Source organism: Streptomyces flaveolus (genome assembly GCF_000716535.1).
In the GTDB taxonomy this organism is placed as follows: Bacteria; Actinomycetota; Actinomycetes; order Streptomycetales; family Streptomycetaceae; genus Streptomyces; species Streptomyces flaveolus_A.
In genome coordinates, this window is sequence record NZ_JNWV01000031.1 from 146,974 (window position 1) to 170,583 (window position 23,610).

A 23,610-nucleotide genomic window follows, 5' to 3' on the forward strand; every position below is an offset into this window, starting at 1 on the left:
GGGCGACAAGCGAGGAAAGCTGCGCGGTTGCGCAGCATCGCTGCGTTGTTGCCGGGGCGCACGCACGACTGCTGCGCGCCGGTCCGGTCACTCGGGGGCCGCGTGGGTGGCGCCCGCTTCCGGGCTTTCCGGGAGCAGGTGGGACAGGACCATCACACTGATCGTCTTCCGGATGAACGGCTCGGCGCGGATCCGCTCCAGCACCTCCTCGAAGTGCTCCACGTCCCGGGCGCGCACGTGCAGCAGCGCGTCGGCCCCGCCGGTCACCGTCATGGCCGCCGCGATCTCCGGATGGTTGCGGACGACCTCCGCCAGCCGCCGGGGCGGGGCCGCGCCCTCGCAGTACACCTCGACGTACGCCTCCGTGCGCCAGCCCAGCGCGGAGGGCTTGACCGTCGCCGTGAACCCGGTGATCACCCCGGTCTCCCGCAGCCGGTCCACCCGCCGCTTGACCGCGGTGGCGGACAGCCCGATCGCGGCTCCGATCTCGGCGAAGCTGGTCCGCGCGTTCGCCATGAGCGCGGTGGTGATCTGGCGGTCCAGCTCGTCGAACGAGGGCGTCCTGCTGTTCATGCGGGCACTGTAGCCAGCCCCGCCCGCCCCGCGCGGCTCACGACTGGGTGACCACCAGGGCGAGCGTCAGCAGCCCCAGCACCACCCATCCGAACCACAACCAGCCGTTGCTGCCGAGCGCGACCGTGTAGGCGGTCACGACGACCAGCCCGCCGACCGTGAGCGCCCCCATCGTCTTGGTGGAACCGTTCGTGGAACCGGGCATCGCGACACCCTCCTCATGGTCCGTCCACGACCATGGTGCCCCGGTTCGAGCCCGACGGGATAGGTGCGGCCGGTCCGCGCACGCGGTCCGGCCGGCCCCGGCACGCGGTGCGGCTAGCCCTGGCGCGCGTTCAGCGAGGCCAGATAGGCGTTGTACGCCTCCAGCTCCTTGTCGCCGTCCCGGTCGGCGGCCCGGTCCTTGCGCTTGGCCTGCCGCTGCTCGGAGCGGTACCACTGGAACAGCAGCGCGATCAGCACCAGCACCGACGGGATCTCGCTGAACGCCCAGGCGATGCCGCCCGCCGCGCTCTGGTCGGACAGCGCGTCGATGCCCAGCGAGGCGGGCGGGTGCTCGAAGGTCTCCACCATCGGCGTCGACGCCATCATCAGCGCGATGCCGAAGAACGCGTGGAACGGCATGCCCGCGAACAGTTCCAGCATCCGCATCAGATGGCCCGGCCGGTGCGGGCCCGGGTCGACACCGATGATCGGCCAGAAGAACACGACACCGACCGCGAGGAAGTGCACCATCATCGCGACGTGCCCGGTCTTCGAGCCCATGAGGAAGTCGAACAGCGGGGTGAAGTACAGGGCGTACAGGCTCGCGATGAACAGCGGAATGGTGAACGCCGGGTGGGTGATGATCCGCATGTACCGGCTGTGCAGCAGCATCAGCAGCAGCTCACGCGGCCCCTTGCGGCCCTTGCCGGCCGCCGGCAGCGCGCGCAGCGCCAGCGTGACCGGGGCACCGAGCAGGATCAGGATCGGCGACAGCATGCTGATCACCATGTGCTGCACCATGTGCACGCTGAACATGACCATGCCGTAGTCGTTCAGCCTGGTGCACATCACCAGCGCGATGGTGAGGACACCGACGACGTACGAGACGGTACGGCTCACCGGCCAGGCGTCCCCGCGCCGCCGCAGCCGCACGACACCCCAGCCGTACAGGGCCAGACCGGCCAGGCAGGCGACGAGGAAGAAGGGGTCCGCCGACCATTCGAGCCCCCGCCCCAGCGTGAACGGCGGCAGATCCATGGTCATGCCGTGCCCGCTGTGATCCATCCGCCGGCTCCTGTTTCATGGGGGTTGTGCGAGTTGTCCGCCCCCAAGAGTAGAACCGCCCCCGGTCACGGCTGTGACCGGGGGCGCATTGTTCGCGGCCGGACTACAGCACGCACTCCGCCTCGTCGTACCGCTCCGCCGGTACGGTCTTCAGCGTCTCCACGGCTTCCGCCAGCGACACCATGACGATGTCGGTCCCGCGCAGCGCCGTCATCTTGCCGAACTCACCCCGGTGCACGGCCTCCACCGCGTGCCAGCCGAAGCGGGTCGCCAGCACCCGGTCATACGGCGTCGGCGTGCCGCCCCGCTGCACATGCCCGAGGATCACCGGCCGGGCCTCCTTGCCGAGCCGCTGCTCCAGCTCGACCGACAGCTGCCGCGCGATGCCCGCGAAGCGCTCGTGGCCGTAGATGTCCTTGCCGCCCTCGTCGAAGTCCATGGAGCCGGGCCGCGGCTTGGCCCCCTCCGCGGCGACCACGATGGCGAACCGCTTGCCCGCCTCGAACCGCTCGCCGACCTTCTTCGTCAACTCGTCGATGTCGAAGGGCCGCTCGGGCACCACCACGGCGTGGGCGCCGGCCGCCATGCCGGAGTGCAGCGCTATCCAGCCCGTGTGCCGGCCCATGACCTCGACGATCAGCACGCGCTGGTGGGACTCGGCGGTGGTCTTCAGCCGGTCCAGGGCCTCGGTCGCCACGGTCACCGCCGTGTCGAAACCGAAGGTGACATCGGTGACGGCGATGTCGTTGTCGATGGTCTTGGGCACGCCCACGATGGGCAGCCCGGCGTCCGACAGCAGCCGGGCCGCCTTCAGCGTGCCCTCACCGCCGATCGGGATGATCGCGTCGAGGCCGAGTTCCGCGACATGGCCCTTGGCCCGCTCCACACCGTCCCGCAGATGCTCCGGGCGGACCCGGGAGGAGCCGAGGATGGTGCCGCCGCGCGCGAGGATGCCGCCCACGGCGTCGAGGTCGAGCTTCAGATAGTCGCATTCCAGGAGGCCCTTCCAGCCGTCCCGGAAACCGATGACCTCGTCGCCGTGGTCGGCGACGGCACGGTGCACGACGGACCGGATGACGGCGTTCAGGCCGGGGCAGTCGCCACCGGACGTGAGGACACCAATGCGCATAGCCCGAAATACCTTCTCAACGTGGGCCGGGTAACCGGACCACGTTGTCCGGCGGATTCCCGGTCACCCTACCGGCGTGAGGGGGTGTCGCCGTAGCGGGCGTCCGCCTGCTGGACGCGCCCGCACATGTGAGCGGACGGACCGTCAGGCGGGCCCGCCACGAGCCTGCCGGACCACACTGAAATCCGGCTGAAGAACGGGTTACGCAGGCTGCTGCGCAGCTGTCGTCACGCAGGCTGCTGCGCAGCCGCGATGCGCTCGTTGCGGAGCGCCTCGTACCAGCGGTCGTCGATCGGCGGCAGCGCGTTGACGTCGAGCGCCAGCTTCAGCAGCAGGTCGGCGATCTGCGGGTTGCGGGCAAGGACCGGCCCGTGCATGTACGTACCGAACACGGTCCCGTTGTACGCGCCCTCCGTGCCGTCCCCGGTGCCGTTGCCCTTGCCGATCTGCACCCGGGCGAAGGGGCGGGCCGTGGGGCCCAGGTGGGTGACACCCTGGTGGTTCTCGAAGCCGGTCAGCGGGGGGAGACCGAGCTGCGGGTCGATGTCGGCCAGCACGTCACCGACGCACCGCTCGCCCTCGCCGCGCACGGACACCACGTCGAGCAGGCCGAGGCCGGGCTCGCGCTGGCCGAGGTCGTTGATGAACTCGTGGCCGAGGATCTGGTAGCCGGCGCAGACCGAGAAGACGATCGCGCCGTTCTCCACCGCCCGGTGCAGATGCCCGTCCCGGCGCAGCCGCTCCGCCGCGAGTCGCTGCGGACGGTCCTCGCCGCCGCCGATGAGGTAGATGTCACCGGAGGTCGGGATCGGCTGGTCGCTGCGCACGTCCAGCCGGGCCACGTCCAGGCCGCGCTGCCGGGCCCGCCGCTCCACGACGAGCGCGTTGCCCTGGTCGCCGTAGGTGCTCAGCAGGTCCGGGTAGATCCACACCAGCCGCAGTTGGTTGTCGCTCATGAGGTGATCGCCCTTCGAAGATCAGAAGATCAGTTGCCGACGCGGCGGCGCAGGTCCTGGAACGCGGTGTAGTTCGCGATGACCTCGATCCGGCCCGGCGGGCACATCTGCACGGCCTGGTCGAGGTTGTCGCAGACCTGGAAGTGCTGGTTGGCGACCTCCAGACGGACGGCGAGGTCCAGCTTCCGGTCGCCGATGACGAAGATCGGGTGGCCGGTCAGCCGGGTGTAGTCGACGTCCCACAGCCAGGAGGTGTCGGTGCCGTCGGCCCCGCGCGCGTTCACGGACAGGATCACCGGCGCGGGCGGCGGGTCGATCAGGGAGAACGTCTCCAGCCAGCCGGCCGGGTTCTTGGCCAGCAGCAGCCTGAGATCGCGGTTCTGGAACTGGACGACGTCGTACCGGCCGGCCACCGCCTGCACCTGGTACATCCGCTCCAGGGCGACCTGCGGCGGCACCCCGAAGACGGCGGCGACGGCCGCGGAGGAGGCCGCGTTCGCCTTGTTGGCACGGCCCGGAAGCTGGAGGTGGATCGGCCAGGCGGACCCGTGCGGATCCAGCACGTGGTCGCCGGAGAGCGCCCAGGTCGGCGTCGGACGCCGGAACCCGCACTCACCGCAGAACCAGTCGTCACCCGGGCGCTGCATCACGCCACCGCACGACGGGCAGGACCAGGCGTCGTCCTTCCACATCTGCCCGGCCGCGACCCAGATCACATTCGGGGACGAGGACGCGGCCCACACCACCAGCGGGTCGTCGCAGTTGGCGACGATGACGGCCTTGGAGCCGGCCAGGCCCTCCCGCCAGTTCTCGGCGAGCATCCGGGTCTCGGCGGCGCGGTCGAGCTGGTCACGGGAGAGGTTCAGCAGGGCGATGCACTTCGGGCTGGTGTCCCGGGCCACACCGGCCAGGTACTTCTCGTCGACCTCGATGACGCCGAACTTGGCGTCCGAGCCGCCCGCCAGCGCGGAGGTGATACCGGCCGGCATGTTCGCGCCGAGCGCGTTCGACACGACCGGGCCCGCGGCGCGCAGCGCCTCCGCGATGAGCCGGGTGGTCGTCGTCTTGCCGTTGGTGGCGGACACCAGGACGACGTCCAGGTTCTGGGCGAGCCGCGCGAGCAGATCGGGGTCGAGTTTCAGCGCGACCCGGCCACCGATCACCGACCCGCTGCCGCGCCCAGCGGCCCGCGATGCCGCAGCGACCGCCTTGCCCGCGGTCACGGCCAGCTTGGCCCGCGGCGTGAGCGGGTCCGAGTTGCCTGCCATCAGTTCTCGATCCTCCTTGCGTACGCGCCGCGCCTGGGGCCATCCGGCAACGTGGTGTGAACCTCAGCCTATCGAGATCCATTCCCACACCCGAATCCCGGCCCAGGCCTTGAGCGGCGGGCATGAGCTGAACGAACCGTACCCTTGCCGCCATGCGACACGGTTCCATTCCGGGCGCCCACGGGCGCGTCCGGCCCCTCACCCTGCTCGGCGACGCGGTACTGCGCGAGCCCTGCCGGGACGTCACCGACTTCGGCCCCGGCCTCGCCGCCCTCGTGGAGGACTTGTTCGCCACGATGTACGCGGCGCAGGGGGTGGGCCTGGCCGCGAATCAGATCGGGGTCGGTCTGCGGGTGTTCGTGTACGACTGTCCGGATGACGAGGACGTGCGTCACCTGGGGCACGTGGTGAACCCCCGCCTGGTGGAGGCGGACGGCGTGGTGGTCCGCGGTCCCGAGGGCTGCCTGTCCCTGCCGGGCCTGGAGGCGGGAACCGAGCGTTACGACCACGCGGTCGTCGAGGGCTTCACGCTGGACGGCGATCCGGTCACCCTGCACGGCACCGGCTTCTTTGCCAGATGCTTGCAACACGAGTGCGACCACCTGGAGGGCACGGTGTACGCCGACCACTTGGTGGGGTGGCGCCGCCGAAGGCTGATGCGACAGGTCTCCCGAGCCTCGTGGCACCGGGCGAGCGGTCCGACTCGGGGGCGCGGGGAACCGCGCGACCAGCCCCCGCCGGCCCGCGGTTGACGAGCGACCGTCAGAACCCCGGGCCTCCCACCCTGTCCCCGGCCGCGGCCAGGCGACCCCACAGCAGGTCGGCGAGGGACCGCACCAACTCGGCCCGGGAACAGGGCCGTTCTCCCAGCCACCAGTCACCTGCCGCGTGCATCATCCCGACGATCCCGTGGCCCCACACCCGCGCGAGCCGCTGGCTCTCCGGGCCGAGGTCCACCCGCTCCTCGATGACCTGGGCCAGCTCCTCGCCCATCCGCCGCAGCAGCGGAGCCGAGTGCTTGCCGACGTCGAAGCCCTGGTCGCCGCCCGCGCTCCCCTCCGCCGGATGCATGAGGAACCGGTACACCTGGGGCCGCGCCTCGATCGCGGCGAGGTACGTGTCCAGTGTGGACTCGACCCGCTCGCGACGGTCGGCCGGCGCGTCCAGCGCCGCCCGCAGCGAGGCCAGCAACGCGTCGGTGTGCCGCTTGGCCAAGGCCGCGTAAAGACCGCCCTTGTCGCCGAAGTGCCGGTAGAGGATCGGCTTGGTGATACCCGCTTCCGCCGCGATCGCGTTCATCGACGCCTGCGGGCCGTCGCGCAGCACCACCCGGTCGGCGGCCTCCAGCAGCTCGCGCCGTCGGCGGTCGGCGGACCGCTGCTGATCGGTCCGCTGCGTGGTGTCCATGTGCTCTCCCCACCCGTGCTGATTCGGTGACGCCTGCGCAAACTAGCACTGACCGGGCCTCTGACATCGAACGGGCTGCCGAGGCGTCATCGGCGGTTGACTTTTCCTACCGATCAGTAACACACTCGGGTTACCGCAAGTAACATCGCACCACCGCCGCTGGAGGGGACATGGCCGAGTTCACCATGGAGCTGAACGAGGAACAGAAGGAAGTACGCGACTGGCTCCATGGCTTCGCGGCGGACGTGATCCGCCCCGCGGCGGCGGAGTGGGACGAGCGCGAGGAGACTCCCTGGCCGGTCATCCAGGAGGCGGCGAAGGTCGGCATCTACTCCCTCGACTTCTACGCGCAGCAGTATTTCGACTCCACCGGCCTCGGCATCCCGATGGCCATGGAGGAGCTGTTCTGGGGCGACGCGGGCATCGCCCTCTCCATTGTGGGCACCGGCCTGGCCGCCGTGGGCGTGCTCGCCAACGGTACCGAGGAACAGATCGGCACCTGGATACCCCAGATGTACGGCGACCAGAACGACGTCAAGGTCGCCGCGTTCTGCTCCTCCGAGCCCGACGCCGGCTCCGACGTCGCCTCCATGCGCACCCGTGCCGTGTACGACGAGGCCAAGGACGAGTGGGTGATCAACGGCACGAAGACCTGGGCGACCAACGGCGGCATCGCCAACGTCCACGTCGTCGTCGCCGTCGTCGACCCGGAGCTGGGCTCCAAGGGCCACGCCTCCTTCATCGTCCCGCCGGGGACGCCCGGACTCTCCCAGGGCCAGAAGTTCAAGAAGCACGGCATCCGCGCCTCGCACACCGCCGAGGTCATCCTCGACAACGTCCGGGTGCCCGGGTCCTGCCTGCTCGGGGGCAAGGAGAAGCTGGACGAGCGGCTGGCCCGGGCGCGGGAGAAGGCGAAGAAGGGCGGCGAACGCGTGAAGAACGCGGCCATGGCCACGTTCGAGGCGTCCCGCCCGGCGGTCGGCGCCATGGCGGTCGGCACCGCCCGGGCCGCGTACGAGGTCGCCCTCGACTACGCCACGACCCGGGAGCAGTTCGGCCGCCCGATCATCGACAACCAGGGCGTGGCCTTCCAGCTGGCGGACATGCGTACGCAGATCGACGCCGCCCGCCTGCTGGTGTGGCGTGCCTCCTGGATGGCGATCAACGGCAAGCCGTTCACCGCCGCCGAGGGCTCCATGTCGAAGCTGTTCGCCAGTGAGACCGCCAAGAAGGTGACGGCCCAGGCGATCCAGATCCTCGGCGGCAACGGCTACACCCGCGAGTACCCGGTCGAGCGGATGCACCGGGACGCGGCCATCTACACCATCTTCGAGGGCACGAGCGAGATCCAGCGGCTGGTCATCGCGCGGACCCTGTCGGGGATGCCCATCCGCTAGCGGTCACCGGCGCCTCACCGGTGCCTGAGCGGTGTGAGCTGCTCGATGTCGTACTTGGCCCGCAGCGCCTCGATGGCCTCCTGGTCCGGAGGACCACCGTTGCCGAGGATGTCCAGCAGCTCCTCGAAATAGCGCTCGTGGTCCGGTGGGGGAGAGGCCTGGAAGAACATCTTCGCCGGTGCCTCCGTCGGATTCGCGAACGCGTGCGGGCAGCCGGGCGGCACGACGATGACCGTGCCCGGTGTCGCCCGGACCACCCGGCTGCCCGAGGACGACTCCCACTTCCGCCAGTTGTCGGGGGTGCGCACGCGCGGCTCGAAGGCGAGCACGTCCAGTTCGCCTTCGAGGACGTAGAACAACTCCTCGCTGCGCGTGTGCACATGGGCGCCCACGTCGAAGCCGGGCGGGACCTCCACCTCGAAGGTGGAGGCCATGCGCGAGTGCAGGCCGGTGACCTTGAAGGTCACCCGCTGGGCCGGCGTCTCGACGACCCGGCCGTGGCCCGGTGGCACGTACAGTCCCTCGGTCTCTGTCATGGGACCCTCACCACGTCACCGGCAGGCACTCGGGCCCCCGGATCAACGCGCCCTTCATGAAGGGGACCTGATCCGGCGGTACGGCCAGTCTGAGGCCCGGTACCCGGTCCAGCAGGGCGTTCATCAGCAGTTCCTCCTCCAGCCGGGCCAGCATGCCGCCCGGGCAGTAGTGCGGGCCGAAGCCGAACGCCACATGCGGGTTCGGGCAGCGGGAGAAATCGATGGTGTCCGGCTCGGGGAAGACGTCCGGGTCCCGGTTGGCGGCCAGGTAGGAGACGTACACCGGGTCGCCCGCGCGGATGCGGACGCCCGCGATCTCCACGTCCTCCAGGGCGATCCGGGACAGGCCGACCGCGTTGCGGTGCGGGATGTAGCGCAGGAGTTCGTCGATCGCCCGGGGGCGGATCGCCGGCTCCGCGCGCAGCCGCTCCGTCAGACCGGGGCGGGTCAGCAGCAGGTGGAACATCTGCCCGCTGTTGGCGGTGACCGCCTCGCCGCCGATCTGGAGGAGGACGGCCAGGCCGGCGGCCTGGTCCAGGGTGATCTCGCGGCGGCCCACGGCGGCACCGAGCAGCGAGGTGACGTCCTGGCCCGCGCTGTTCTCGCGCAGCCCGATCAGGTCGGCGAAGTAGGCGCTCATCTCCCGCTTGGCCCGCTCGCTGACCTCCTTGCCGTGCGCGGAGGACAGGATGAGCTGGGTCCAGGTGTGCATGCTGTGCCGGTCGCCGGCCGGGACGCCCATCAGCTCGCAGATCACCGCGATCGGGAACGGGCCGAGGACCGCCGCCGTGAGATCCGCGGGCGGGCCGGCCGCGAGCAGGTCGTCGACCAGCTCGTCCAGCATGGCGCGCGCCCGGTCGCGGACGCGCTCCACGCCCTTCGCGGTGAAGGCGGCGGCGACCGAGCGGCGCAGCCGGGTGTGCTCGGGCGGGTCGAGGAAGCCGACCGCGCCCGGGTCGGGGATGAAGTGCGGGGCGAGCCGGGTGACCGGCTTGTCGACGACCGCCTCCCGGCTGAAGCGGGGGTCGTTGGTCACCAGGCGTACGTCGTCGTACCGGGTGACCAGCCAGGCCCAGCCCTCGCCGTTGGGCAGCTGGACGCGGGTGACCGGGCCCTCGGCCATCAGCTCGGCCAGCACCGGGTCGAAGTCCGTGCCCGTGAGGTCGAGCGCCGGCCAGTGCCGGATCGGGGGCATGACCTCGACGCCGGTGCGCGTCGCCTCCTCGATCATCGGGAGTCGCCGTCCGCGGTGACCCAGCGGCCCACCGACATCTCCGCGGTGATGCCGGGACCGAAGCCGGCGAGCAGTCCGCGCGCCCGGTCATGGGCGCCGCCCTCGTCGAACAGCCGGCGCAGCGCGTCCAGGACGACGGCGCTGGCGATGTTGCCGTACTCGGTGAGCGTGGACCGGCTGAACCGGAAGGCGTGCGGATCGACCTCGAGGAACTTGCTCAGGTCGTCGAGTATTCGTGGACCGCCCGCGTGGATGATGTAGAAGTCCAGGTCGGAGGCGTCCCAGCCGTGGTCGCCCGCCAGGTCCTTCAGCGCCGGGGCGAGCGGCTCCATGGTCGCGGGCACCCGCTTGTCCAGCAGGAAGTGGAAGCCGGTGGCCCGGACGTCGTAGGCGATCCAGTCCTCGGTCTTCGGGATGAGGTAGGAGCCGTTGCGCTCCAGACGGACGCCCGTGCCGCCCCGCCCGCGGACCACGGCGGCGGCGATGCCGTCACCGAACAGTCCGTTGGAGAGCAGCGAGCCGACGCCCAGGTCGGTGGGCTGGTAGCACAGCGAGCAGAACTCGCAGGCCACGATGAGCGCGTTGGCGTGCGGGTAGGCCGAGCAGAAGTCGTGCGCCCGGTTGATGGCCGCACCGCCGGCCGCGCAGCCGAGCTGGGCGATGGGGAGCTGGCGGGTGGTGCTGTCGAAGTCCATCTCGTTGATCAGCCAGGCCGTGAGCGAGGGCATCATGAAGCCCGTGCACGAGACGTAGATGATCACGTCGATGTCGCTGGTGAGCAGCTCCGCGTCGTCCAGCGCCTGCTGGATCACGGCGGGGACGCGGGCCTTGGCCTCGGCCTCGTAGAGCTTGTTGCGCTCCTCGAAGCCCGGGTGCTTCAGGGTCTCCTCGATGGGCTGCACGATGTGCCGTGTCTTGACGCCGGTGTTCTCGATCAGCCTGAGGGCCAGTGGCAGTTGGGGGTGGTCCGCGTGGCGCGAACGCGCCAGCTCCAGCGTCTCCTCCATCGTGATCACGTGCTCCGGGACCGACACCGAGGGCTTGCACAAAGTCGCCATGAACCGTCCCTGCTTTCCGCTCTCCGGGGTCCTTCGCCCACCGGCGAGAAGGTGGGTTCACCTTGTGGGTGCTACACCCACCGTCACCCGGGAGGACGACGATCTCGCGCTGGGTTACTCCGAATCGGGGACCCGGGGGTCAGGCGCGCAGGGCGATTCATGCCGCCGGACGAGGGAAAACGCGGGTACGGCCGTTACAAGGGGGGCGGCTGTGACGACGGGCAAGCACAGCCGCGCACAGGCCGGCGCAGCCGCCCGCAGGCAAGCACAGCCGGGCACAGGCGAGCACAGGCAGGCACCGGGCTGTCAGGGCGCCCCGCTGCTGTGGGCGATGCACGCCACGTCGATACGGTCGGCCAGCTTCGCCAGCTCGATGGTCAGCGCGGCGACCGTGTCCTCGTCCAGCCCCTGCTCCCCGGCCTCGACAAGGTGCAGCCACCGCGCTCCCACGGTCCGCAACAACTTACTCACGTCCACCGCGGCCACCTGCAAGGTCCCGCGGTCGTCGACGATCAGAGGCAGGGTCACTTCGCGGTTCACAAACGGGATGGTAGCCGTGCGGTGCTCACGCACCCTGCCAAACCGTGGTGATGTTGCAGAACTCCCGGATTCCGTGCCCGGACAGCTCACGCCCGTACCCCGACCGCTTCACACCGCCGAACGGGAACGCCGGGTGGGAGGCGGTCATCCCGTTGACGTACACGGCGCCGGCCTCCAGGTCGCGCGCGAACCGTTCCACCTCGTTCTCGTCCCGCGTCCACACGTTCGAACTCAGCCCGAACGGCGAGTCGTTGGCGATCAGCACGGCCTCGTCCAGGTCGCCCGCCCGGTACAGCGTGGCGACCGGCCCGAACGCCTCCTCACGGTGGATGCGCATCTCCCGGGTGATGCCGGCGAGGACGGTCGGCGGGTAGTACCAGCCGGGCCCGTCCGGCCGCTGCCCGCCGCACAGCACCTCGGCCCCGCTCCGCCTGGCGTCGTCGACCAGCTCCTCCAGGTCGTTCCTGCCCTGCTCGCTGGCGAGCGGCCCGATCTCGGTGTCCTCCGCCAGCGGGTCGCCGGTCCTGAGGGCCTTCATGCCCGCGACGAACTTCTCGGCGAACGCGTCGTAGACGTCGGTGTGCACGATGAAACGCTTGGCCGCGATGCAGGACTGCCCGTTGTTCTGCACGCGGGCGGTCACCGCGACCGCGGCCGCGCGGTCCAGGTCGGCGGAGGGCATGACGACGTAGGGATCGCTGCCGCCGAGCTCCAGGACCGTCTTCTTGATCATCTCCCCGGAGGTCGAGGCGACCGCCCGGCCCGCGGGCTCGCTGCCGGTCAGGGTGGCCGCCTTCACGCGCTCGTCGCGCAGGATGTCGTCCACCGCGGCCGAGCCGATCAGCAGCGTCTGGAAGCAGCCCTCGGGGAAGCCGGCCCGGTGGAACAGGTCCTCCAGGTACAGCGCCGTCTGCGGGACGTTGGAGGCGTGCTTGAGCAGGCCCACGTTGCCCGCCATGAGCGCCGGCGCCGCGAACCGGACGACCTGCCACAGGGGGAAGTTCCAGGGCATCACCGCGAGCACCGGGCCGAGCGGCCGGTAGCGGACCCGGACCCGGGAGGCGCCGGAGTCCGTCACGTCCGACTCGGCCGGTTCCTCGTCGGCCAGCAGCCCCTCGGCGCGTTCCGCGTACCAGCGCATCGCCTTGGCGCACTTCGCGGCCTCCGCGCGGGCCTGCTTGACCGGCTTGCCCATCTCGGTGGTCATGATCCGGCCGATCTCCCGCTGGTCCTCGTCCAGCAGGTCGGCGGCCTTGTTCAGCAGTCGGGCGCGTTCGGCGAAGGAGGTCGTCCGGTACGTGCGGAAGGTGGCCTCGGCGAGTTCGAGCCGGCGTTCCAGCTCGTCCTCGTCCATGGGCTCGTACGTCTTGAGCGTCTCGCCGTTCGCCGGGTTCACCGTCGCGATGGGCATGGCTGACCTCCCTGGGAGCGGGCTTGTCTCGACCTTCGCGCGCGGCCCGGCAAGGCGCAACGCGACAGGCCCTCGGGCGTTTTCTTCCGGTCGCCTCAGGAGCGTCCCTCATGGCCCGAGTGCTCCGCCAGCCGGTCGAGAAACGCGGCCTGTGCCGTGATGATCACCTCACGGGCCCGGGCCAGCCCGAACCACGCCACCCGGTCCAGCTCCGGGAACTCCTGCGTCCGGCCCGACCGCGGCGGCCACTCCATCGTGAAGGTCCCCGGCGTGATCGCCCGCGGGTCGAGGTCCGCCGCCACCGCCCACGCCGTGACGATCTTGCCGTTGCGCTGCACGACCTCGCCCAGCGGTACGGCCTCCCCGTCGGGCGGCGCCACCCCCAGCTCCTCCTGGAACTCCCGCCGGGCCGCCTCCCAGGCCGGCTCCGCCGGGTCGTACTCGCCCTTCGGCACGGTCCAGGCGCCCGCGTCCTTCTTCGCCCAGAGCGGTCCGCCCATATGGCCGAGCAATACCTCCAGCCCCTGGTCGGTGTGCCGGAACAACAGCAGTCCCGCGCTGCGCTTCGTCGTCCGCACCGTCACGGCGTGACCTCCGGGTGGGCTGCCAACAGGGCCTCCACGGTATCGGCCTCCTCGGGACGCTTGTCCTCGCGGTAGCGGACCACGCGGGCGAAGCGGAGGGTGACACCGGCCGGGTAGCGGGTGGAGCGCTGGAGACCGTCGTAGGCGATCTCCACGACGAGTTCCGGGCGGACCCGGACCACCCAGCCGTTGTCCTCGACCGCCAGTTCCCTCAGCCGCTCGGTCTGCCAGGCGAGCATCGCGTCGGTCATGCCCTTGAAGGTCTTGCCGAGCATCGCGAAGCCGCCGTCCGGGGTGCGGGCGCCGAGGTGGAGGTTGGAGAGCTTGCCGGTGCGCCGGCCATGGCCCCACTCGGCGGCCAGCACCACCAGGTCGAGGGTGTGCACGGGCTTGACCTTCAGCCAGGCGGCGCCGCGCCGGCCCGCGCTGTAGGGCGCGTCGAGCGCCTTGACCACCACGCCCTCGTGGCCGCGGGCCAGGGTCTCGGCGAGGAACCGTTCCGCCTCCGGAATGTCCTCGGGGCCCGAGGCCACCGTGCGCCGGACCCGCATCGGCTCGGGCACCAGCCGGGCCAGCTCCGCGTGCCGCTCGGCGAAGGGCAGGTCGAGCAGGTCACGGCCGTCGACCGCGAGGGCGTCGAAGAAGACGGGGGAGACCGGGGTCTCCTCGGCCGCCCTCGCCACGTCCATGCGCGAGCCGACCCGGCCCGCGGTCTCCTGGAAGGACCGGGGCCGGCCCGCCGCGTCGAAGGAGATCACCTCGCCGTCCAGGATGAACCGCTCGCCCCGCAACTCCAGCGCGGCGGCCGTCACTTCGGGCAGCCGGTCGGTGATGTCGTCCAGGGTGCGGGTGTGGATCCGGACGGAGTCGCCGTCCCGGTGGACCTGGACCCGGATGCCGTCCAGCTTCTCCTCCACCGCGCACGCGCCCAGCTTCTCCACCGCCTCAGCGACCGAGGACGCGCTGTGCGCCAGCATCGGCAGCACGGGCCGGCCGACCGTCAGCCGGAACCGGTCGAGCGATCCGGGCCCCTCGCCGAGCAGGGCCTGCGCCACCGTCTGCAGCGACCCCGCCAGCATCACGGCCCGCCGCACGTCCGCCGGGTCCGCGCCGGTCGCCCGGGCCAGTCCCTCCACCGCGACCGCGTCCAGCGCGCCCTGCCGGACCTCACCGGTGAGCAGGCCGAGCAGGAAGCGCTGCTCCTCCTCGGTGGCCGCGCCCATCAGCTCCCCGACGATCCGGGTCCGCTCCGCCTGGGAGCCGGGCCCGGACACCTTGCCCAGCTCGGTGAGCCGGACGTCGACCTCCCGCACGGTGAGGGAGGGCTCGGCGGCGGGCGGGACCGGGTGGCTCAGCACCTTCCAGCCGACGCCGAGCCGGCCCTGCGGCAGCCGTCCGGCGAGATAGGGGATGACGATCGGTACGTCGTCCGCCTCCGCGTCCCGGAACAACTCCGCGAGCAGCGCGATCTTCCGGGACCGCGCCGCTGTCGCGGCGACCTCCCGGGACACCTGGGCCAACCGGGTCAGCAGCATGCAGTCATCGTGCCCCAGCGCTCCGCCGGGTGCGCGGTTCCGTTCCGCGCGGGTGCGTTGTGGCCCGCGGGTGTGCGGGGGTTGATCGCGCGGTTCGCCGCGCCCCTCACGGGGTGCCGGCGTCGAGGTCGGCCATCAGGAGCTCTCCGTTGATCGCCGCCCCCGCCCGGTACCCCCTGCTGGCCGCGTTGATCACCTGCTCCGCGAAGCCGCTCGCGTTGCCGGCCGCCCACAGGCCGGGCACGGTCGTCAGACCCCGTTCGTCGATCACCGGATAGCTGCCGAACGGGGTCTCGCGCAGTTCGGCGCCGAGCCTGATCAGCAGGTCGTTGTTCGGGACGGCGCGCGGGGCGGCGTACAGGACCTCGAGGTCGTGGACCGTGCCTTCCCCGGAGGGGCCGCCCCCAGCGATCCGGACGCCGGTGAGCCGGTCGTCGGTGATCACGAGTTCCGCCACCTCGCCGGGTACGACCGCGACCCCGGCGGTGGCCAGCCGGCGCAGGTCCTGGTCCGTCAGCTCCGACTCGCCCACCTCGTGCAGGAAGAGCCGCACGTCCTTGGACCACTGGGTCACCATGAGCGCCTGGTGCACGCTGAGCGGTGACGTGGCGAGGACGCCGGTCGGCAGGTCGCGTACCTCCCAGCCGTGGCAGTACGGGCAGTGGACCACGTCCCGGCCGAACCGCTCGGCGAGCCCGGGGACCGGCGGCAGCTCGTCCTTCAGGCCGGTCGCGATCACCAGCTGCCGGGCCCGTACGGTCCGGCCGCTCGCGAGGACGGCGGTGAAGTCCCCCTCCCGGGTCACGTCCACGACCCGGTCCCGTACCAGTTCCACCCCGTACCGGGCGATCTCCTCACGCCCGACGGCGAGGAACTCGGCCGGGGACATGCCGTCCCGGGACAGGTAGCCCTGCATGTGCGCGGACGGCGCGTTGCGCGGCTCGCCCGCGTCGACGACCAGCGTGCGGCGCCGGGACCGGCCCAGCACCAGCGCGGCGGACAGGCCGGCGGCTCCGCCGCCGACGACGACAACTTCGTAGCTGTTGTTCTCGGTCATGAGGGGACGGTCGCCCGACGGCCGCGGGATTGACAAACAGATTTGCCGTTCCTGCAATAGTGGCCATGAGCACCGACGACGTACTGGCGGACGTGGGCCCGAGGCTGCGCCGCATCCGCAAGGAGCGGGAGGTGACCCTGGCCGCGCTGTCCGAGGCCACCGGCATCTCCGTGAGCACCCTCTCCCGGCTGGAGTCCGGCCTGCGCAAGCCCAGCCTCGAACTGCTGCTGCCGATCGCCCAGGCCCACCAGGTGCCGCTGGACGAGCTGGTCGGGGCGCCGCCCGTCGGGGACCCGCGGGTGCGGTCCAGGCCGATCGTCCGGGGCGGGCGCACCCACTGGCCGCTGACCCGCCAGCCGGGCGGCCTCCAGGCCTTCAAGGTCCTCGAACCCCAGCGCAGGCAGGAGCCCGACCCGCGCACCCACGAGGGCTACGAGTGGCTCTACGTCCTCTCGGGCCGGCTCCGTCTGGTCCTCGGCGAGCACGACGTCGTGCTGTCCGCGGGCGAGGCGGCCGAGTTCGACACCCGGGTGCCGCACTGGTTCGGGTCGACGGGGGAGGGGCCGGTGGAGTTCCTGAGTCTGTTCGGGCCGCAGGGCGAGCGGATGCACGTACGGGCACGGCCCGCCGGGACGTGACCCACGCGACTGTTCCCTGATCGGCAAGCGACCGCTTAGTATGCCGTCGGACCCGGTCAGACGAAGCAGTCCCGTGGAGGCCCCGCATGCAGGCATGGCAAGTGCACGAGAACGGCGAGCCGAGCGAGGTGATGCGCCTCCACGACGTCGAGCGGCCCACGCCCGGCGACGGCCAGGTGCTGCTGCGGGTACGCGCCGCCAACGTCAACTTCCCGGACGCGCTGCTGTGCCGCGGCCAGTACCAGGTGCGTCCGCCGCTGCCCTTCACGCCCGGCGTGGAGATCTGCGGCGAGACCGAGGACGGCCGCCGGGTGATCGCCAACCCCGCGCTGCCGTACGGCGGTTTCGCCGAGTACGCCCTCGCCGACGCCCGCGCCCTGCTCCCCGCGCCCGAGTCGCTGGACGACGCCGAGGCCGCCGCCCTGCACATCGGCTACCAGACCGGCTGGTTCGGCCTGCACCGCCGCGCCCGCCTGGAGGCCGGGGAGACCCTGCTGGTGCACGCCGCCGCGGGAGGCGTGGGCAGCGCCGCCGTGCAGCTCGGCAAGGCGGCCGGTGCCACGGTCATCGGTGTCGTGGGCGGCGCGGACAAGGCCGCCGTCGCCCGGGAGCTGGGCTGTGACGTGGTGGTCGACCGGCGCTCCGAGGACGTCGTGGCCACCGTGAAGGAGGCCACCGGCGGCCGGGGCGCCGACGTGATCTACGACCCCGTCGGCGGTGAGGCCTACGCCCAGTCCGCCAAGCTGGTCGCCTTCGAGGGCCGCATCGTCGTGGTCGGCTTCGCCAGCGGCGGCATCCCCAGCCCGGCCCTCAACCACGCCCTGGTGAAGAACTACTCGATCGTCGGCCTGCACTGGGGCCTGTACAACACCAAGAACCCCAAGCTGGTCCAGCAGTGCCACGAGCAGCTCACCGAGCTGGCCGCCCGGGGCGTCGTCAAGCCGCTCGTCAGCGAGCGGGTGCCGCTAGCCGAGGCGGCCGGTGCCGTGCAGCGGGTCGCCGACGGGGTGACCACCGGCCGGATCGCCGTCGTGCTCGAGAACGGAGCCGTCGCATGACCGACGCCGAGGAACTGCGCCGCCGTACCCGCGAGCTGCTCGCGCAGCACCCGCCCGCGAGCACCGACCGCCTGGACTTCCTCCGGGCCCGCTTCGACGCCGGCCTCGCCTGGGTGCACTACCCGGAAGGCCTCGGCGGACTGGGCGCCCCGCGCACCCTCCAGGGCGTCGTGGACGCCGAGCTGGCGGCGGCCGGCGCCCCCGACAACGACCCCCGGCGCATCGGCATCGGCCTCGGCATGGCCGCGCCGACCATCCTGAAGTACGGCACCGAGGAACAGAAGCGGCGCTATCTGCGCCCCCTGTGGACCGGTGAGGAGGTCTGGTGCCAGCTCTTCAGCGAGCCCGGCGCCGGCTCGGACCTGGCCGCGCTCGGCACCCGGGCGGTCCGTGAGGGCGACCGCTGGGTGGTCAACGGGCAGAAGGTGTGGACGTCCAGCGCGCACGTCGCCCGCTGGGCCATCCTCATCGCCCGCACCGACCCGGACGTCCCCAAGCACCAGGGCATCACCTACTTCGTCTGCGACATGACCGACCCGGGCGTCGAGGTCCGGCCGCTGCGCCAGATCACCGGCGAGGCCGAGTTCAACGAGGTCTTCCTCACCGACGTCCGCATCCCCGACGACCGCCGCCTCGGCGAGATCGGCGACGGCTGGCGGGTCGCCCAGACCACGCTGATGAACGAACGGGTCTCCATCGGCGGCATGGCCCTGCCCCGCGAGGGCGGCATGATCGGCCCGGTCGCGAAGACCTGGCGGGAACGCCCCGAACTGCGCACCCACGACCTGCACCAGCGCCTGCTGAAGCTGTGGGTCGAGGCCGAGGTCGCCCGGTTCACCGGCGAACGCCTGCGCCAGCGGCTCGTCGCAGGCCAGCCCGGCCCCGAGGGCTCCGGCATGAAGCTCGCCTTCGCCCGCCTCAACCAGGAGATCAGCGGCCTGGAGGTCGAACTCCGCGGCGAGGAGGGCCTGCTGTACGACGACTGGACCATGCGCCGGCCCGAACTCGTCGACTTCACCGGCCGCGACGCCGGGTACCGCTACCTGCGCTCCAAGGGCAACAGCATCGAGGGCGGGACCAGCGAGGTCCTGCTGAACATCGTCGCCGAGCGCGTCCTGGGCCTGCCCGCCGAGCCGCGCACCGACAAGGACGTCGCCTGGAAGGACCTCGCCCGATGACCGACCTGCTGTACTCCGAGGAGGAAGAGGCGCTGCGGGCCGCCGTCCGCGACCTGCTCACGGACCACTGCCCACCGGCCGACGTGATCACCCGCGCCGAGTCGGACGCCCCGCACGACCGCGCCCTGTGGAAGCTGCTCGCCGACGGCATGGGCCTCGCCGGCCTCCTGGTGCCCGAGGAGCGGGGCGGCCAGGGCGCCTCCGCGCGCGAAGTCGCCGTCGTGCTGGAGGAGCTGGGGCGGGCGGTGGCTCCCGTGCCGTACCTCACCAGCGCGGTCGTGGCCACCGAGGCCCTGCTGGCCTGCGACGACGCAGAGCTGCTCGGGCGGCTGGCCTCCGGGCGCACCATCGGCGCCCTCGCGGTCGGCCTGCACACGGCCCCGGGCGCCGACGTCACGGCCGTACGCGTGGAGAACGGCACCCTGCACGGCGAGCTGACGGGGATCGCGGACGCGGCCGTCGCCGACGTCCTGCTCGTTCCGGCCGACGACGGCGGCCTGTACGCCGTCGCCGCCGACGCCGTCACCATCACCCCGCAGGTCTCCCTGGACCTCACCCGCCCCCTGGCGAGCGTACGGCTGGAGGGCGCTCCCGGCCGCAGGGTCGGCGCCGCCGAACCCGCCGTACGCCGTGCCCTGCGCGCTGCCGCCGGACTGCTCGTCTCCGAGCAACTGGGCATCGCTGACTGGGCGTTGACGGAGACCGTCCGGTACCTGAAGGAGCGCAAGCAGTTCAACCGGCCGGTCGGCGGCTTCCAGGCGCTCAAGCACCGGCTCGCCCAGCTGTGGCTGGAGGTCGTCCATCTGCGGGCCGCCGCCCGCGCCGCCGCCGACGCGCTCGCCACCGGAGAGGACGCGGAGGTCTCGGTCGTCGTCGCACAGGCGTACGCGGCGCCCGTCGCCGTCCATGTCACCGAGGAGGCGTTGCAGCTCCACGGCGGGATCGGGATGACCTGGGAGCACCCGGTCCACCTGTATCTCAAGCGGGCCAAGGCGGACTCGATCGCGTACGGCACGGCGGGCGCCCACCGGGAGGCGCTGGCCGCGCTGGTCGACCTCCAGGCACCCTGACACATCCACGGTGAAGCCCGCCCCACCCGGGGCGGGCTTTTTCGTTCGCGCACACCGACGAAGTGAACAGAGCGCCAACTCCCGGTGCGAGGGGGCCCCTTCGGTGGCAGGCGCACGCATACTCTCCCCGGTCCCCATCACCCCCAGGGAGGCAGTACATGGCCCTCACCACCCGTCGCAGAGCCCTCACCACCCTCGGTGCCGCCCTCGCGGGCACGCTCGCCCTGCCCGCGAGCCACGCCCTGGCCGGCGAACGGACGCGGCACCCGCGCCCGCTGTGGCACGCCCACGCCCACAACGACTACGAGCACCCGCGGCCCCTGTTCGACGCCCTCGACCACCGCTTCGGCAGTGTCGAAGCCGACATCTTCCTCGTCGGCGACCAGCTCCTCATCGGCCACGAGGCATCCGACCTCGATCCGTCCCGCACCCTCGAATCCCTCTACCTGGAACCGCTCGCCGCCCGGGTCAAGGCCAATCACGGCCAGGTTTCCCGGGGTTCGCGCCGCCCGCTCCAGCTCCTGATCGACATCAAGACCGAGGGCTCCGCCACGTACCTCGAACTCGACCGCCACCTGCGCCGTTACCCGCACCTGTTCACCCGGTACGCGCACGGCCGCGTCCACCCCGGCCCCGTCACCGCGGTCATCTCCGGTGACCGGGCGGCCCGTACCCCGATGGAGGCGCAGACCGAGCGCCGCGCCTTCTACGACGGCCGCCTCGCCGACCTCGGTGGCCCCGCCCCGGCCTCCTTCATCTCGCTGATCAGCGACAACTGGACGCAGAACTTCACCTGGACGGGCGTCGGGACGTTCCCGGACGCCGAGCGGCAGAAGCTGCGGAGCATCACCGGCGCCGCCCACGCGCGCGGGCAGCAGGTCCGGTTCTGGGCCACCCCCGACACCGCAGGCCCCGCCCGGGACGCGCTGTGGACGGAACTGCTCGCCGCCGGGGTCGACTACCTCAACACCGACGACCTCGCCGGCCTGGAGTCCTTCCTCGACGCCCACCCCTCCGCGTAAGACCACACGATCGGAGGACACGTCAGCAGCCCGGACGAACCCTCCGCTACGCCACACTTGCGGCCGAACGCCGTACACGGGGCGTGGCGGAGGAGGGTTCCCGATGGCCATTTCCATCTCTGTGGTGCTGCTGCTGCTGATCCTGGCCGTGATCTTCATTCGCAACTGCTCACTGAAGATCTCCCACGCCCTGGTCTGCCTGCTGCTCGGGTTCTACCTGGCCAGCACCAGCATGGCGCCCACCATCCACAGCGGGCTCACCGCGACCGCCGACCTGGTGAGCGGCCTGCGGCCCTGAGCCGTCCTCAGCCGGTGGAGAAGACGCCGACGCCGTTGGGCACCGGGCGTTCGGCGCCGCCGCTCGGGTGGTTGCGCACCGTCACGGAGGCGGCGCCCGTGTCGCGGGCGACCATCTCCGTCGAGCCGCCGCCGTCGAGGTTGAAGGCGGCGGTGGCCCCCAGCGAGCGCATCGTCTCCGCCTCCTCGGCGACGGTCAGCCCACCGCGGTAGTTCGCCGAGCCGTCCAGCGCCAGCAGCAGCATCTGCCGTCCACCGCCCTTGTACCCGACGACCGTCCGCACCGCCGAGGTTCTGTCGTCCAGGCCGGACAGCGGACTGCCGTCGCGCAGGATCGGGAAGCCGCCGATGGCGAACGTGTACGGCACCCCGGACGAGGCCGCCACCAGGGTGTGCGTCACGTCCACCAGGTCACCGACCGACAGCTTGCGCAACTGCCGCGCGCCCTCCTCGCGCCCCAGCAGGACCGTGGTGTCCGCCGGGATCGAGCCGCTGCCCGGGGCGTCGGTGGCGGAGACCACCCGGCCCCCGCGCACCTTGACCTCGTAGGTGTCGTCGCTGCACGGTGCCGCGCGTTCGGTGTCCGTGCCGCACACGGCCCGCACCCGGGAGGCGCTGCCCCAGCGCGCGGTGAAGGCGCCGACCGAATCCACCGGCAGCGCGTACTGGTTGAGGCCCTTCAGCGATAGCCGCCCCTCCGGCGTGCCGACCGAGCCGGAGAGGGAGAGGCGGTCCAGGCGGGCCCGCCGGTCGGTGCCCACGCCGAACACGTCCCGGGTGGTCGTCCCCGGGGGCAGCGCGGGTCCGAACCGCTGGCCCTTCGGCACCGCCGCCTTGAGCACCTGCCCGTCGGCCACGGCCGGTCCGACGGCCGCACCCGTGGCATCCACGCCCGGGTGCTGCGTCTCGGTGATGTTGAAGAAGTCGCCGTTCACCCCGGCGACCGCGCCGGACGAGTTCGCCAGCCGGGATACCGTCGCCCGGGCCGCCACCGCGCCCGGGTACAGCAGGTCGACGTGGACGTGCGGATCGGCCAGGTCCACCGTGAGGAGGTGGGCGCGGGCCGTCCCCGCCGCCGCGTCGATGTCGAACTGCCGGTAGGTGACGCCCGGCGCGAGCCGTCTGCCGGCCGGCGCAGCACCGGCGGGGGCCGCCCCCGCCAGGGCCGCACCGGCCAGCACACCGAACGCCGTGACAACCGTGAGAACCGCTCTGCCCGCCGCCGAACGCCTGCGAGGTCCCGTCACCGTGCCCCCTGATGTCTCGTCAACTGCCCTGAATGCAGGGGCAGTGGACCAGAATCGGGCGACCGGCGGGCCGACTAGGCGTCGACGACGCGAGAACGGGTGAGAAAACGCACCCCCTCGGGTGCCTCCAGGGAGAAACCGCTGCCCCGTCCAGGCACCACGTCCACGATCAGCCGGGTGTGGCTCCAGGCCTGGTACTGGCTGCGCGACATCCAGAACGTGACGGGCTCCGGCACGCCGTCCACCGTCAGCTCGGCCAGCAGCACGTCCGAGCCGCCGGTGCGGAACTCGCCGTCCGGGTAGCACATCGGAGCACTGCCGTCACAGCAGCCGCCGGACTGGTGGAACATCAGCGGGCCGTGCTCGGCGCGCAGGCGGCGCACCAGCTCCGCGGCCTGCGGGGTCAGCGCGACGCGTGGGACTTCCTCTTCCATGGCACCGTCCTGGACAGCGGGAGCGTCGGATCGTCCGCTCAGTCTCACGGATGGCCACGAACCCGTCCAGAACGCCTCGTTGCCCGCCGCGTCCGCCCCCGCGGTGAGCTGGGACCATGGGGCCCATGCACCCTTCCTTCCCGAGCCCGCCCGAGCCGCACGTCGTCCCCGCCGGTGAACACCCGCTGTGGGACGAGGCACTGGCAGCGGTCAACCGGGACCTCGCGGCCACCCTCCCCGAACAGCGCCCCCTGTGCCTCATCGCGTACCCGGCGGACGAACGCGAGGACGAACAGGTCTACGTCGCGCTGGCCGACGGCAACGCGCACGGCAACTCCCTGCAGCCGACCGGCTCCACCGACTGGGCGCTGTGGGGCGTCGCCGAGGCCGCCCAGGACACGATCACGGGGTGCCTGTGGCAGGCGTGGCCGGTCTGCACGCTCCACGGCCTCGGGATGCACCTGGGGGAGGAGTCCGGCCGCCCGGTCTGGAGCTGCGCCGGCGGCGGCCGGCCCGGCGATCCGGCCCATGTGCGCGCGGCGGTGGGGGAGCTGGACACGGTACACCGGCCTCACCGGCCGAACCGGAAGCGCCGCAAGGACGGCAAGGGGCGCTAGGCAGTGTCTTCAAATGATCTTGAGTGGTGGATCATGGACGGGTGATACGTCGCCATGAACTGTCCGATGCCGAGTGGGAGTTCGTCCGGCCGTTG

Annotated in this window: 26 protein-coding genes; 9 read left to right on the forward strand and 17 right to left on the reverse strand. The window is 71.8% G+C overall.

Annotation, left to right across the window (positions count from 1 at the left end; translation table 11 throughout):
* Window positions 1–87 precede the first annotated feature (87 nt).
* The 6 genes from OO52_RS31355 to OO52_RS31380 form a co-directional block, all read right to left on the reverse strand.
* Window positions 88–573 carry an Lrp/AsnC family transcriptional regulator gene (locus OO52_RS31355; protein ID WP_030655198.1) on the reverse strand — a complete coding sequence of 162 codons (486 nt, stop codon included), beginning with the start codon at window positions 571–573 and terminating at the stop codon, window positions 88–90.
* Window positions 574–610: 37 nt separating this feature from the next.
* The gene (locus tag OO52_RS50035; RefSeq protein ID WP_014671269.1) at window positions 611–778 is read right to left on the reverse strand and encodes a hypothetical protein; all 168 of its coding nucleotides are present in this window, start codon (window positions 776–778) and stop codon (window positions 611–613) included.
* A 113-nt stretch (window positions 779–891) separates the two neighbouring features.
* Entirely contained in the window at window positions 892–1,842 is a 951-nt protein-coding gene (locus OO52_RS31365; RefSeq protein WP_030655203.1) for a cytochrome c oxidase assembly protein, read from the reverse strand.
* Window positions 1,843–1,945: 103 nt separating this feature from the next.
* The gene (locus tag OO52_RS31370; protein WP_030655206.1) at window positions 1,946–2,971 is read right to left on the reverse strand and encodes a 6-phosphofructokinase; all 1,026 of its coding nucleotides are present in this window, start codon (window positions 2,969–2,971) and stop codon (window positions 1,946–1,948) included.
* 227 nt (window positions 2,972–3,198) lie between these two features.
* Complete coding sequence (locus tag OO52_RS31375; protein ID WP_030655209.1) at window positions 3,199–3,927, reverse strand: type 1 glutamine amidotransferase; 729 nt, start codon at window positions 3,925–3,927, stop codon at window positions 3,199–3,201.
* Window positions 3,928–3,956: 29 nt separating this feature from the next.
* Window positions 3,957–5,195 (reverse strand): MurT ligase domain-containing protein, encoded by a 1,239-nt coding sequence (locus OO52_RS31380; RefSeq protein WP_030655212.1) that lies wholly within the window; start codon window positions 5,193–5,195, stop codon window positions 3,957–3,959.
* A 152-nt stretch (window positions 5,196–5,347) separates the two neighbouring features.
* Here OO52_RS31380 and def point away from each other — a divergent pair, with 152 nt between their 5' ends.
* Window positions 5,348–5,947 (forward strand): peptide deformylase, encoded by a 600-nt coding sequence (def, locus tag OO52_RS31385; RefSeq protein WP_048910391.1) that lies wholly within the window; start codon window positions 5,348–5,350, stop codon window positions 5,945–5,947.
* A gap of 10 nt (window positions 5,948–5,957) precedes the next feature.
* Here def and OO52_RS31390 read toward each other — a convergent pair whose 3' ends face one another.
* Complete coding sequence (locus tag OO52_RS31390) at window positions 5,958–6,602, reverse strand: TetR family transcriptional regulator (protein ID WP_030655215.1); 645 nt, start codon at window positions 6,600–6,602, stop codon at window positions 5,958–5,960.
* A 170-nt stretch (window positions 6,603–6,772) separates the two neighbouring features.
* Here OO52_RS31390 and OO52_RS31395 point away from each other — a divergent pair, with 170 nt between their 5' ends.
* Window positions 6,773–7,999 (forward strand): acyl-CoA dehydrogenase family protein, encoded by a 1,227-nt coding sequence (locus OO52_RS31395; RefSeq protein ID WP_030655216.1) that lies wholly within the window; start codon window positions 6,773–6,775, stop codon window positions 7,997–7,999.
* A gap of 14 nt (window positions 8,000–8,013) precedes the next feature.
* On the opposite strand, the gene OO52_RS31400 is transcribed toward OO52_RS31395, so the two are convergent.
* The 8 genes from OO52_RS31400 to OO52_RS31435 all read right to left on the reverse strand — a co-directional run bounded on the left by OO52_RS31400 (window position 8,014) and on the right by OO52_RS31435 (window position 15,954).
* The gene (locus OO52_RS31400) at window positions 8,014–8,535 is read right to left on the reverse strand and encodes a cupin domain-containing protein (protein WP_030655218.1); all 522 of its coding nucleotides are present in this window, start codon (window positions 8,533–8,535) and stop codon (window positions 8,014–8,016) included.
* 7 nt (window positions 8,536–8,542) lie between these two features.
* Window positions 8,543–9,766 (reverse strand): cytochrome P450, encoded by a 1,224-nt coding sequence (locus OO52_RS31405; RefSeq protein WP_030655220.1) that lies wholly within the window; start codon window positions 9,764–9,766, stop codon window positions 8,543–8,545.
* Window positions 9,763–10,827 (reverse strand): type III polyketide synthase, encoded by a 1,065-nt coding sequence (locus tag OO52_RS31410; protein ID WP_030655222.1) that lies wholly within the window; start codon window positions 10,825–10,827, stop codon window positions 9,763–9,765. Before OO52_RS31410 ends, OO52_RS31405 begins: the two co-directional genes overlap by 4 nt.
* A gap of 306 nt (window positions 10,828–11,133) precedes the next feature.
* Window positions 11,134–11,367 (reverse strand): DUF6213 family protein, encoded by a 234-nt coding sequence (locus OO52_RS31415; protein WP_030655224.1) that lies wholly within the window; start codon window positions 11,365–11,367, stop codon window positions 11,134–11,136.
* A 25-nt stretch (window positions 11,368–11,392) separates the two neighbouring features.
* Complete coding sequence (locus OO52_RS31420; RefSeq protein WP_030655226.1) at window positions 11,393–12,778, reverse strand: NADP-dependent succinic semialdehyde dehydrogenase; 1,386 nt, start codon at window positions 12,776–12,778, stop codon at window positions 11,393–11,395.
* Between the two features lie 95 nt (window positions 12,779–12,873).
* Window positions 12,874–13,362 carry an NUDIX domain-containing protein gene (locus OO52_RS31425; RefSeq protein WP_030655228.1) on the reverse strand — a complete coding sequence of 163 codons (489 nt, stop codon included), beginning with the start codon at window positions 13,360–13,362 and terminating at the stop codon, window positions 12,874–12,876.
* Window positions 13,359–14,897: an ATP-dependent DNA ligase gene (locus tag OO52_RS31430; protein WP_030655230.1), complete on the reverse strand. Its 1,539-nt coding sequence runs from the start codon at window positions 14,895–14,897 to the stop codon at window positions 13,359–13,361. The genes OO52_RS31425 and OO52_RS31430 overlap by 4 nt, the downstream gene beginning before the upstream one ends.
* Window positions 14,898–15,003: 106 nt before the next feature.
* On the reverse strand, window positions 15,004–15,954 hold the full coding sequence (locus tag OO52_RS31435; RefSeq protein WP_030655232.1) for an NAD(P)/FAD-dependent oxidoreductase: 951 nt from the start codon (window positions 15,952–15,954) through the stop codon (window positions 15,004–15,006).
* 65 nt (window positions 15,955–16,019) lie between these two features.
* Here OO52_RS31435 and OO52_RS31440 point away from each other — a divergent pair, with 65 nt between their 5' ends.
* From OO52_RS31440 to OO52_RS31465, 6 genes are all read left to right on the forward strand, one after another.
* Complete coding sequence (locus tag OO52_RS31440) at window positions 16,020–16,592, forward strand: helix-turn-helix domain-containing protein (RefSeq protein ID WP_030655234.1); 573 nt, start codon at window positions 16,020–16,022, stop codon at window positions 16,590–16,592.
* Window positions 16,593–16,678: 86 nt separating this feature from the next.
* Complete coding sequence (locus OO52_RS31445) at window positions 16,679–17,650, forward strand: NADPH:quinone oxidoreductase family protein (RefSeq protein WP_030655237.1); 972 nt, start codon at window positions 16,679–16,681, stop codon at window positions 17,648–17,650.
* The gene (locus OO52_RS31450) at window positions 17,647–18,828 is read left to right on the forward strand and encodes an acyl-CoA dehydrogenase family protein (protein WP_030655241.1); all 1,182 of its coding nucleotides are present in this window, start codon (window positions 17,647–17,649) and stop codon (window positions 18,826–18,828) included. The genes OO52_RS31445 and OO52_RS31450 overlap by 4 nt, the downstream gene beginning before the upstream one ends.
* On the forward strand, window positions 18,825–19,898 hold the full coding sequence (locus OO52_RS31455) for an acyl-CoA dehydrogenase family protein (protein ID WP_030655244.1): 1,074 nt from the start codon (window positions 18,825–18,827) through the stop codon (window positions 19,896–19,898). The genes OO52_RS31450 and OO52_RS31455 overlap by 4 nt, the downstream gene beginning before the upstream one ends.
* A gap of 158 nt (window positions 19,899–20,056) precedes the next feature.
* A complete protein-coding gene (locus tag OO52_RS31460; protein ID WP_030655247.1) occupies window positions 20,057–20,920 on the forward strand; it encodes a phosphatidylinositol-specific phospholipase C/glycerophosphodiester phosphodiesterase family protein in 864 nt (287 codons plus the stop codon).
* 103 nt (window positions 20,921–21,023) lie between these two features.
* Complete coding sequence (locus OO52_RS31465; RefSeq protein ID WP_030655251.1) at window positions 21,024–21,218, forward strand: hypothetical protein; 195 nt, start codon at window positions 21,024–21,026, stop codon at window positions 21,216–21,218.
* 7 nt (window positions 21,219–21,225) lie between these two features.
* Here OO52_RS31465 and OO52_RS31470 read toward each other — a convergent pair whose 3' ends face one another.
* Both OO52_RS31470 and OO52_RS31475 read right to left on the reverse strand, forming a co-directional pair.
* Window positions 21,226–22,398 (reverse strand): phosphodiester glycosidase family protein, encoded by a 1,173-nt coding sequence (locus OO52_RS31470; protein ID WP_037630569.1) that lies wholly within the window; start codon window positions 22,396–22,398, stop codon window positions 21,226–21,228.
* A gap of 140 nt (window positions 22,399–22,538) precedes the next feature.
* The gene (locus tag OO52_RS31475; RefSeq protein ID WP_030655256.1) at window positions 22,539–22,898 is read right to left on the reverse strand and encodes a DUF779 domain-containing protein; all 360 of its coding nucleotides are present in this window, start codon (window positions 22,896–22,898) and stop codon (window positions 22,539–22,541) included.
* Between the two features lie 125 nt (window positions 22,899–23,023).
* Here OO52_RS31475 and OO52_RS31480 point away from each other — a divergent pair, with 125 nt between their 5' ends.
* A complete protein-coding gene (locus OO52_RS31480) occupies window positions 23,024–23,515 on the forward strand; it encodes a hypothetical protein (protein WP_231406661.1) in 492 nt (163 codons plus the stop codon).
* Window positions 23,516–23,610 lie beyond the last annotated feature (95 nt).

Excerpts from the sequence above, each read along its gene's own strand:
- OO52_RS31355 (WP_030655198.1), bottom strand. The coding sequence starts at position 573 with ATGAACAGCAGGACGCCCTCGTTCGACGAGCTGGACCGCCAGATCACC.
- OO52_RS50035 (WP_014671269.1), bottom strand. The coding sequence starts at position 778 with ATGCCCGGTTCCACGAACGGTTCCACCAAGACGATGGGGGCGCTCACG.
- OO52_RS31365 (WP_030655203.1), bottom strand. The coding sequence starts at position 1,842 with ATGGATCACAGCGGGCACGGCATGACCATGGATCTGCCGCCGTTCACG.
- OO52_RS31370 (WP_030655206.1), bottom strand. The coding sequence starts at position 2,971 with ATGCGCATTGGTGTCCTCACGTCCGGTGGCGACTGCCCCGGCCTGAAC.
- OO52_RS31375 (WP_030655209.1), bottom strand. The coding sequence starts at position 3,927 with ATGAGCGACAACCAACTGCGGCTGGTGTGGATCTACCCGGACCTGCTG.
- OO52_RS31380 (WP_030655212.1), bottom strand. The coding sequence starts at position 5,195 with ATGGCAGGCAACTCGGACCCGCTCACGCCGCGGGCCAAGCTGGCCGTG.
- def (WP_048910391.1), top strand. The coding sequence starts at position 5,348 with ATGCGACACGGTTCCATTCCGGGCGCCCACGGGCGCGTCCGGCCCCTC.
- OO52_RS31390 (WP_030655215.1), bottom strand. The coding sequence starts at position 6,602 with ATGGACACCACGCAGCGGACCGATCAGCAGCGGTCCGCCGACCGCCGA.
- OO52_RS31395 (WP_030655216.1), top strand. The coding sequence starts at position 6,773 with ATGGCCGAGTTCACCATGGAGCTGAACGAGGAACAGAAGGAAGTACGC.
- OO52_RS31400 (WP_030655218.1), bottom strand. The coding sequence starts at position 8,535 with ATGACAGAGACCGAGGGACTGTACGTGCCACCGGGCCACGGCCGGGTC.
- OO52_RS31405 (WP_030655220.1), bottom strand. The coding sequence starts at position 9,766 with ATGATCGAGGAGGCGACGCGCACCGGCGTCGAGGTCATGCCCCCGATC.
- OO52_RS31410 (WP_030655222.1), bottom strand. The coding sequence starts at position 10,827 with ATGGCGACTTTGTGCAAGCCCTCGGTGTCGGTCCCGGAGCACGTGATC.
- OO52_RS31420 (WP_030655226.1), bottom strand. The coding sequence starts at position 12,778 with ATGCCCATCGCGACGGTGAACCCGGCGAACGGCGAGACGCTCAAGACG.
- OO52_RS31430 (WP_030655230.1), bottom strand. The coding sequence starts at position 14,897 with ATGCTGCTGACCCGGTTGGCCCAGGTGTCCCGGGAGGTCGCCGCGACA.
- OO52_RS31435 (WP_030655232.1), bottom strand. The coding sequence starts at position 15,954 with ATGACCGAGAACAACAGCTACGAAGTTGTCGTCGTCGGCGGCGGAGCC.
- OO52_RS31440 (WP_030655234.1), top strand. The coding sequence starts at position 16,020 with ATGAGCACCGACGACGTACTGGCGGACGTGGGCCCGAGGCTGCGCCGC.
- OO52_RS31445 (WP_030655237.1), top strand. The coding sequence starts at position 16,679 with ATGCAGGCATGGCAAGTGCACGAGAACGGCGAGCCGAGCGAGGTGATG.
- OO52_RS31450 (WP_030655241.1), top strand. The coding sequence starts at position 17,647 with ATGACCGACGCCGAGGAACTGCGCCGCCGTACCCGCGAGCTGCTCGCG.
- OO52_RS31455 (WP_030655244.1), top strand. The coding sequence starts at position 18,825 with ATGACCGACCTGCTGTACTCCGAGGAGGAAGAGGCGCTGCGGGCCGCC.
- OO52_RS31460 (WP_030655247.1), top strand. The coding sequence starts at position 20,057 with ATGGCCCTCACCACCCGTCGCAGAGCCCTCACCACCCTCGGTGCCGCC.
- OO52_RS31465 (WP_030655251.1), top strand. The coding sequence starts at position 21,024 with ATGGCCATTTCCATCTCTGTGGTGCTGCTGCTGCTGATCCTGGCCGTG.
- OO52_RS31475 (WP_030655256.1), bottom strand. The coding sequence starts at position 22,898 with ATGGAAGAGGAAGTCCCACGCGTCGCGCTGACCCCGCAGGCCGCGGAG.
- OO52_RS31480 (WP_231406661.1), top strand. The coding sequence starts at position 23,024 with ATGCACCCTTCCTTCCCGAGCCCGCCCGAGCCGCACGTCGTCCCCGCC.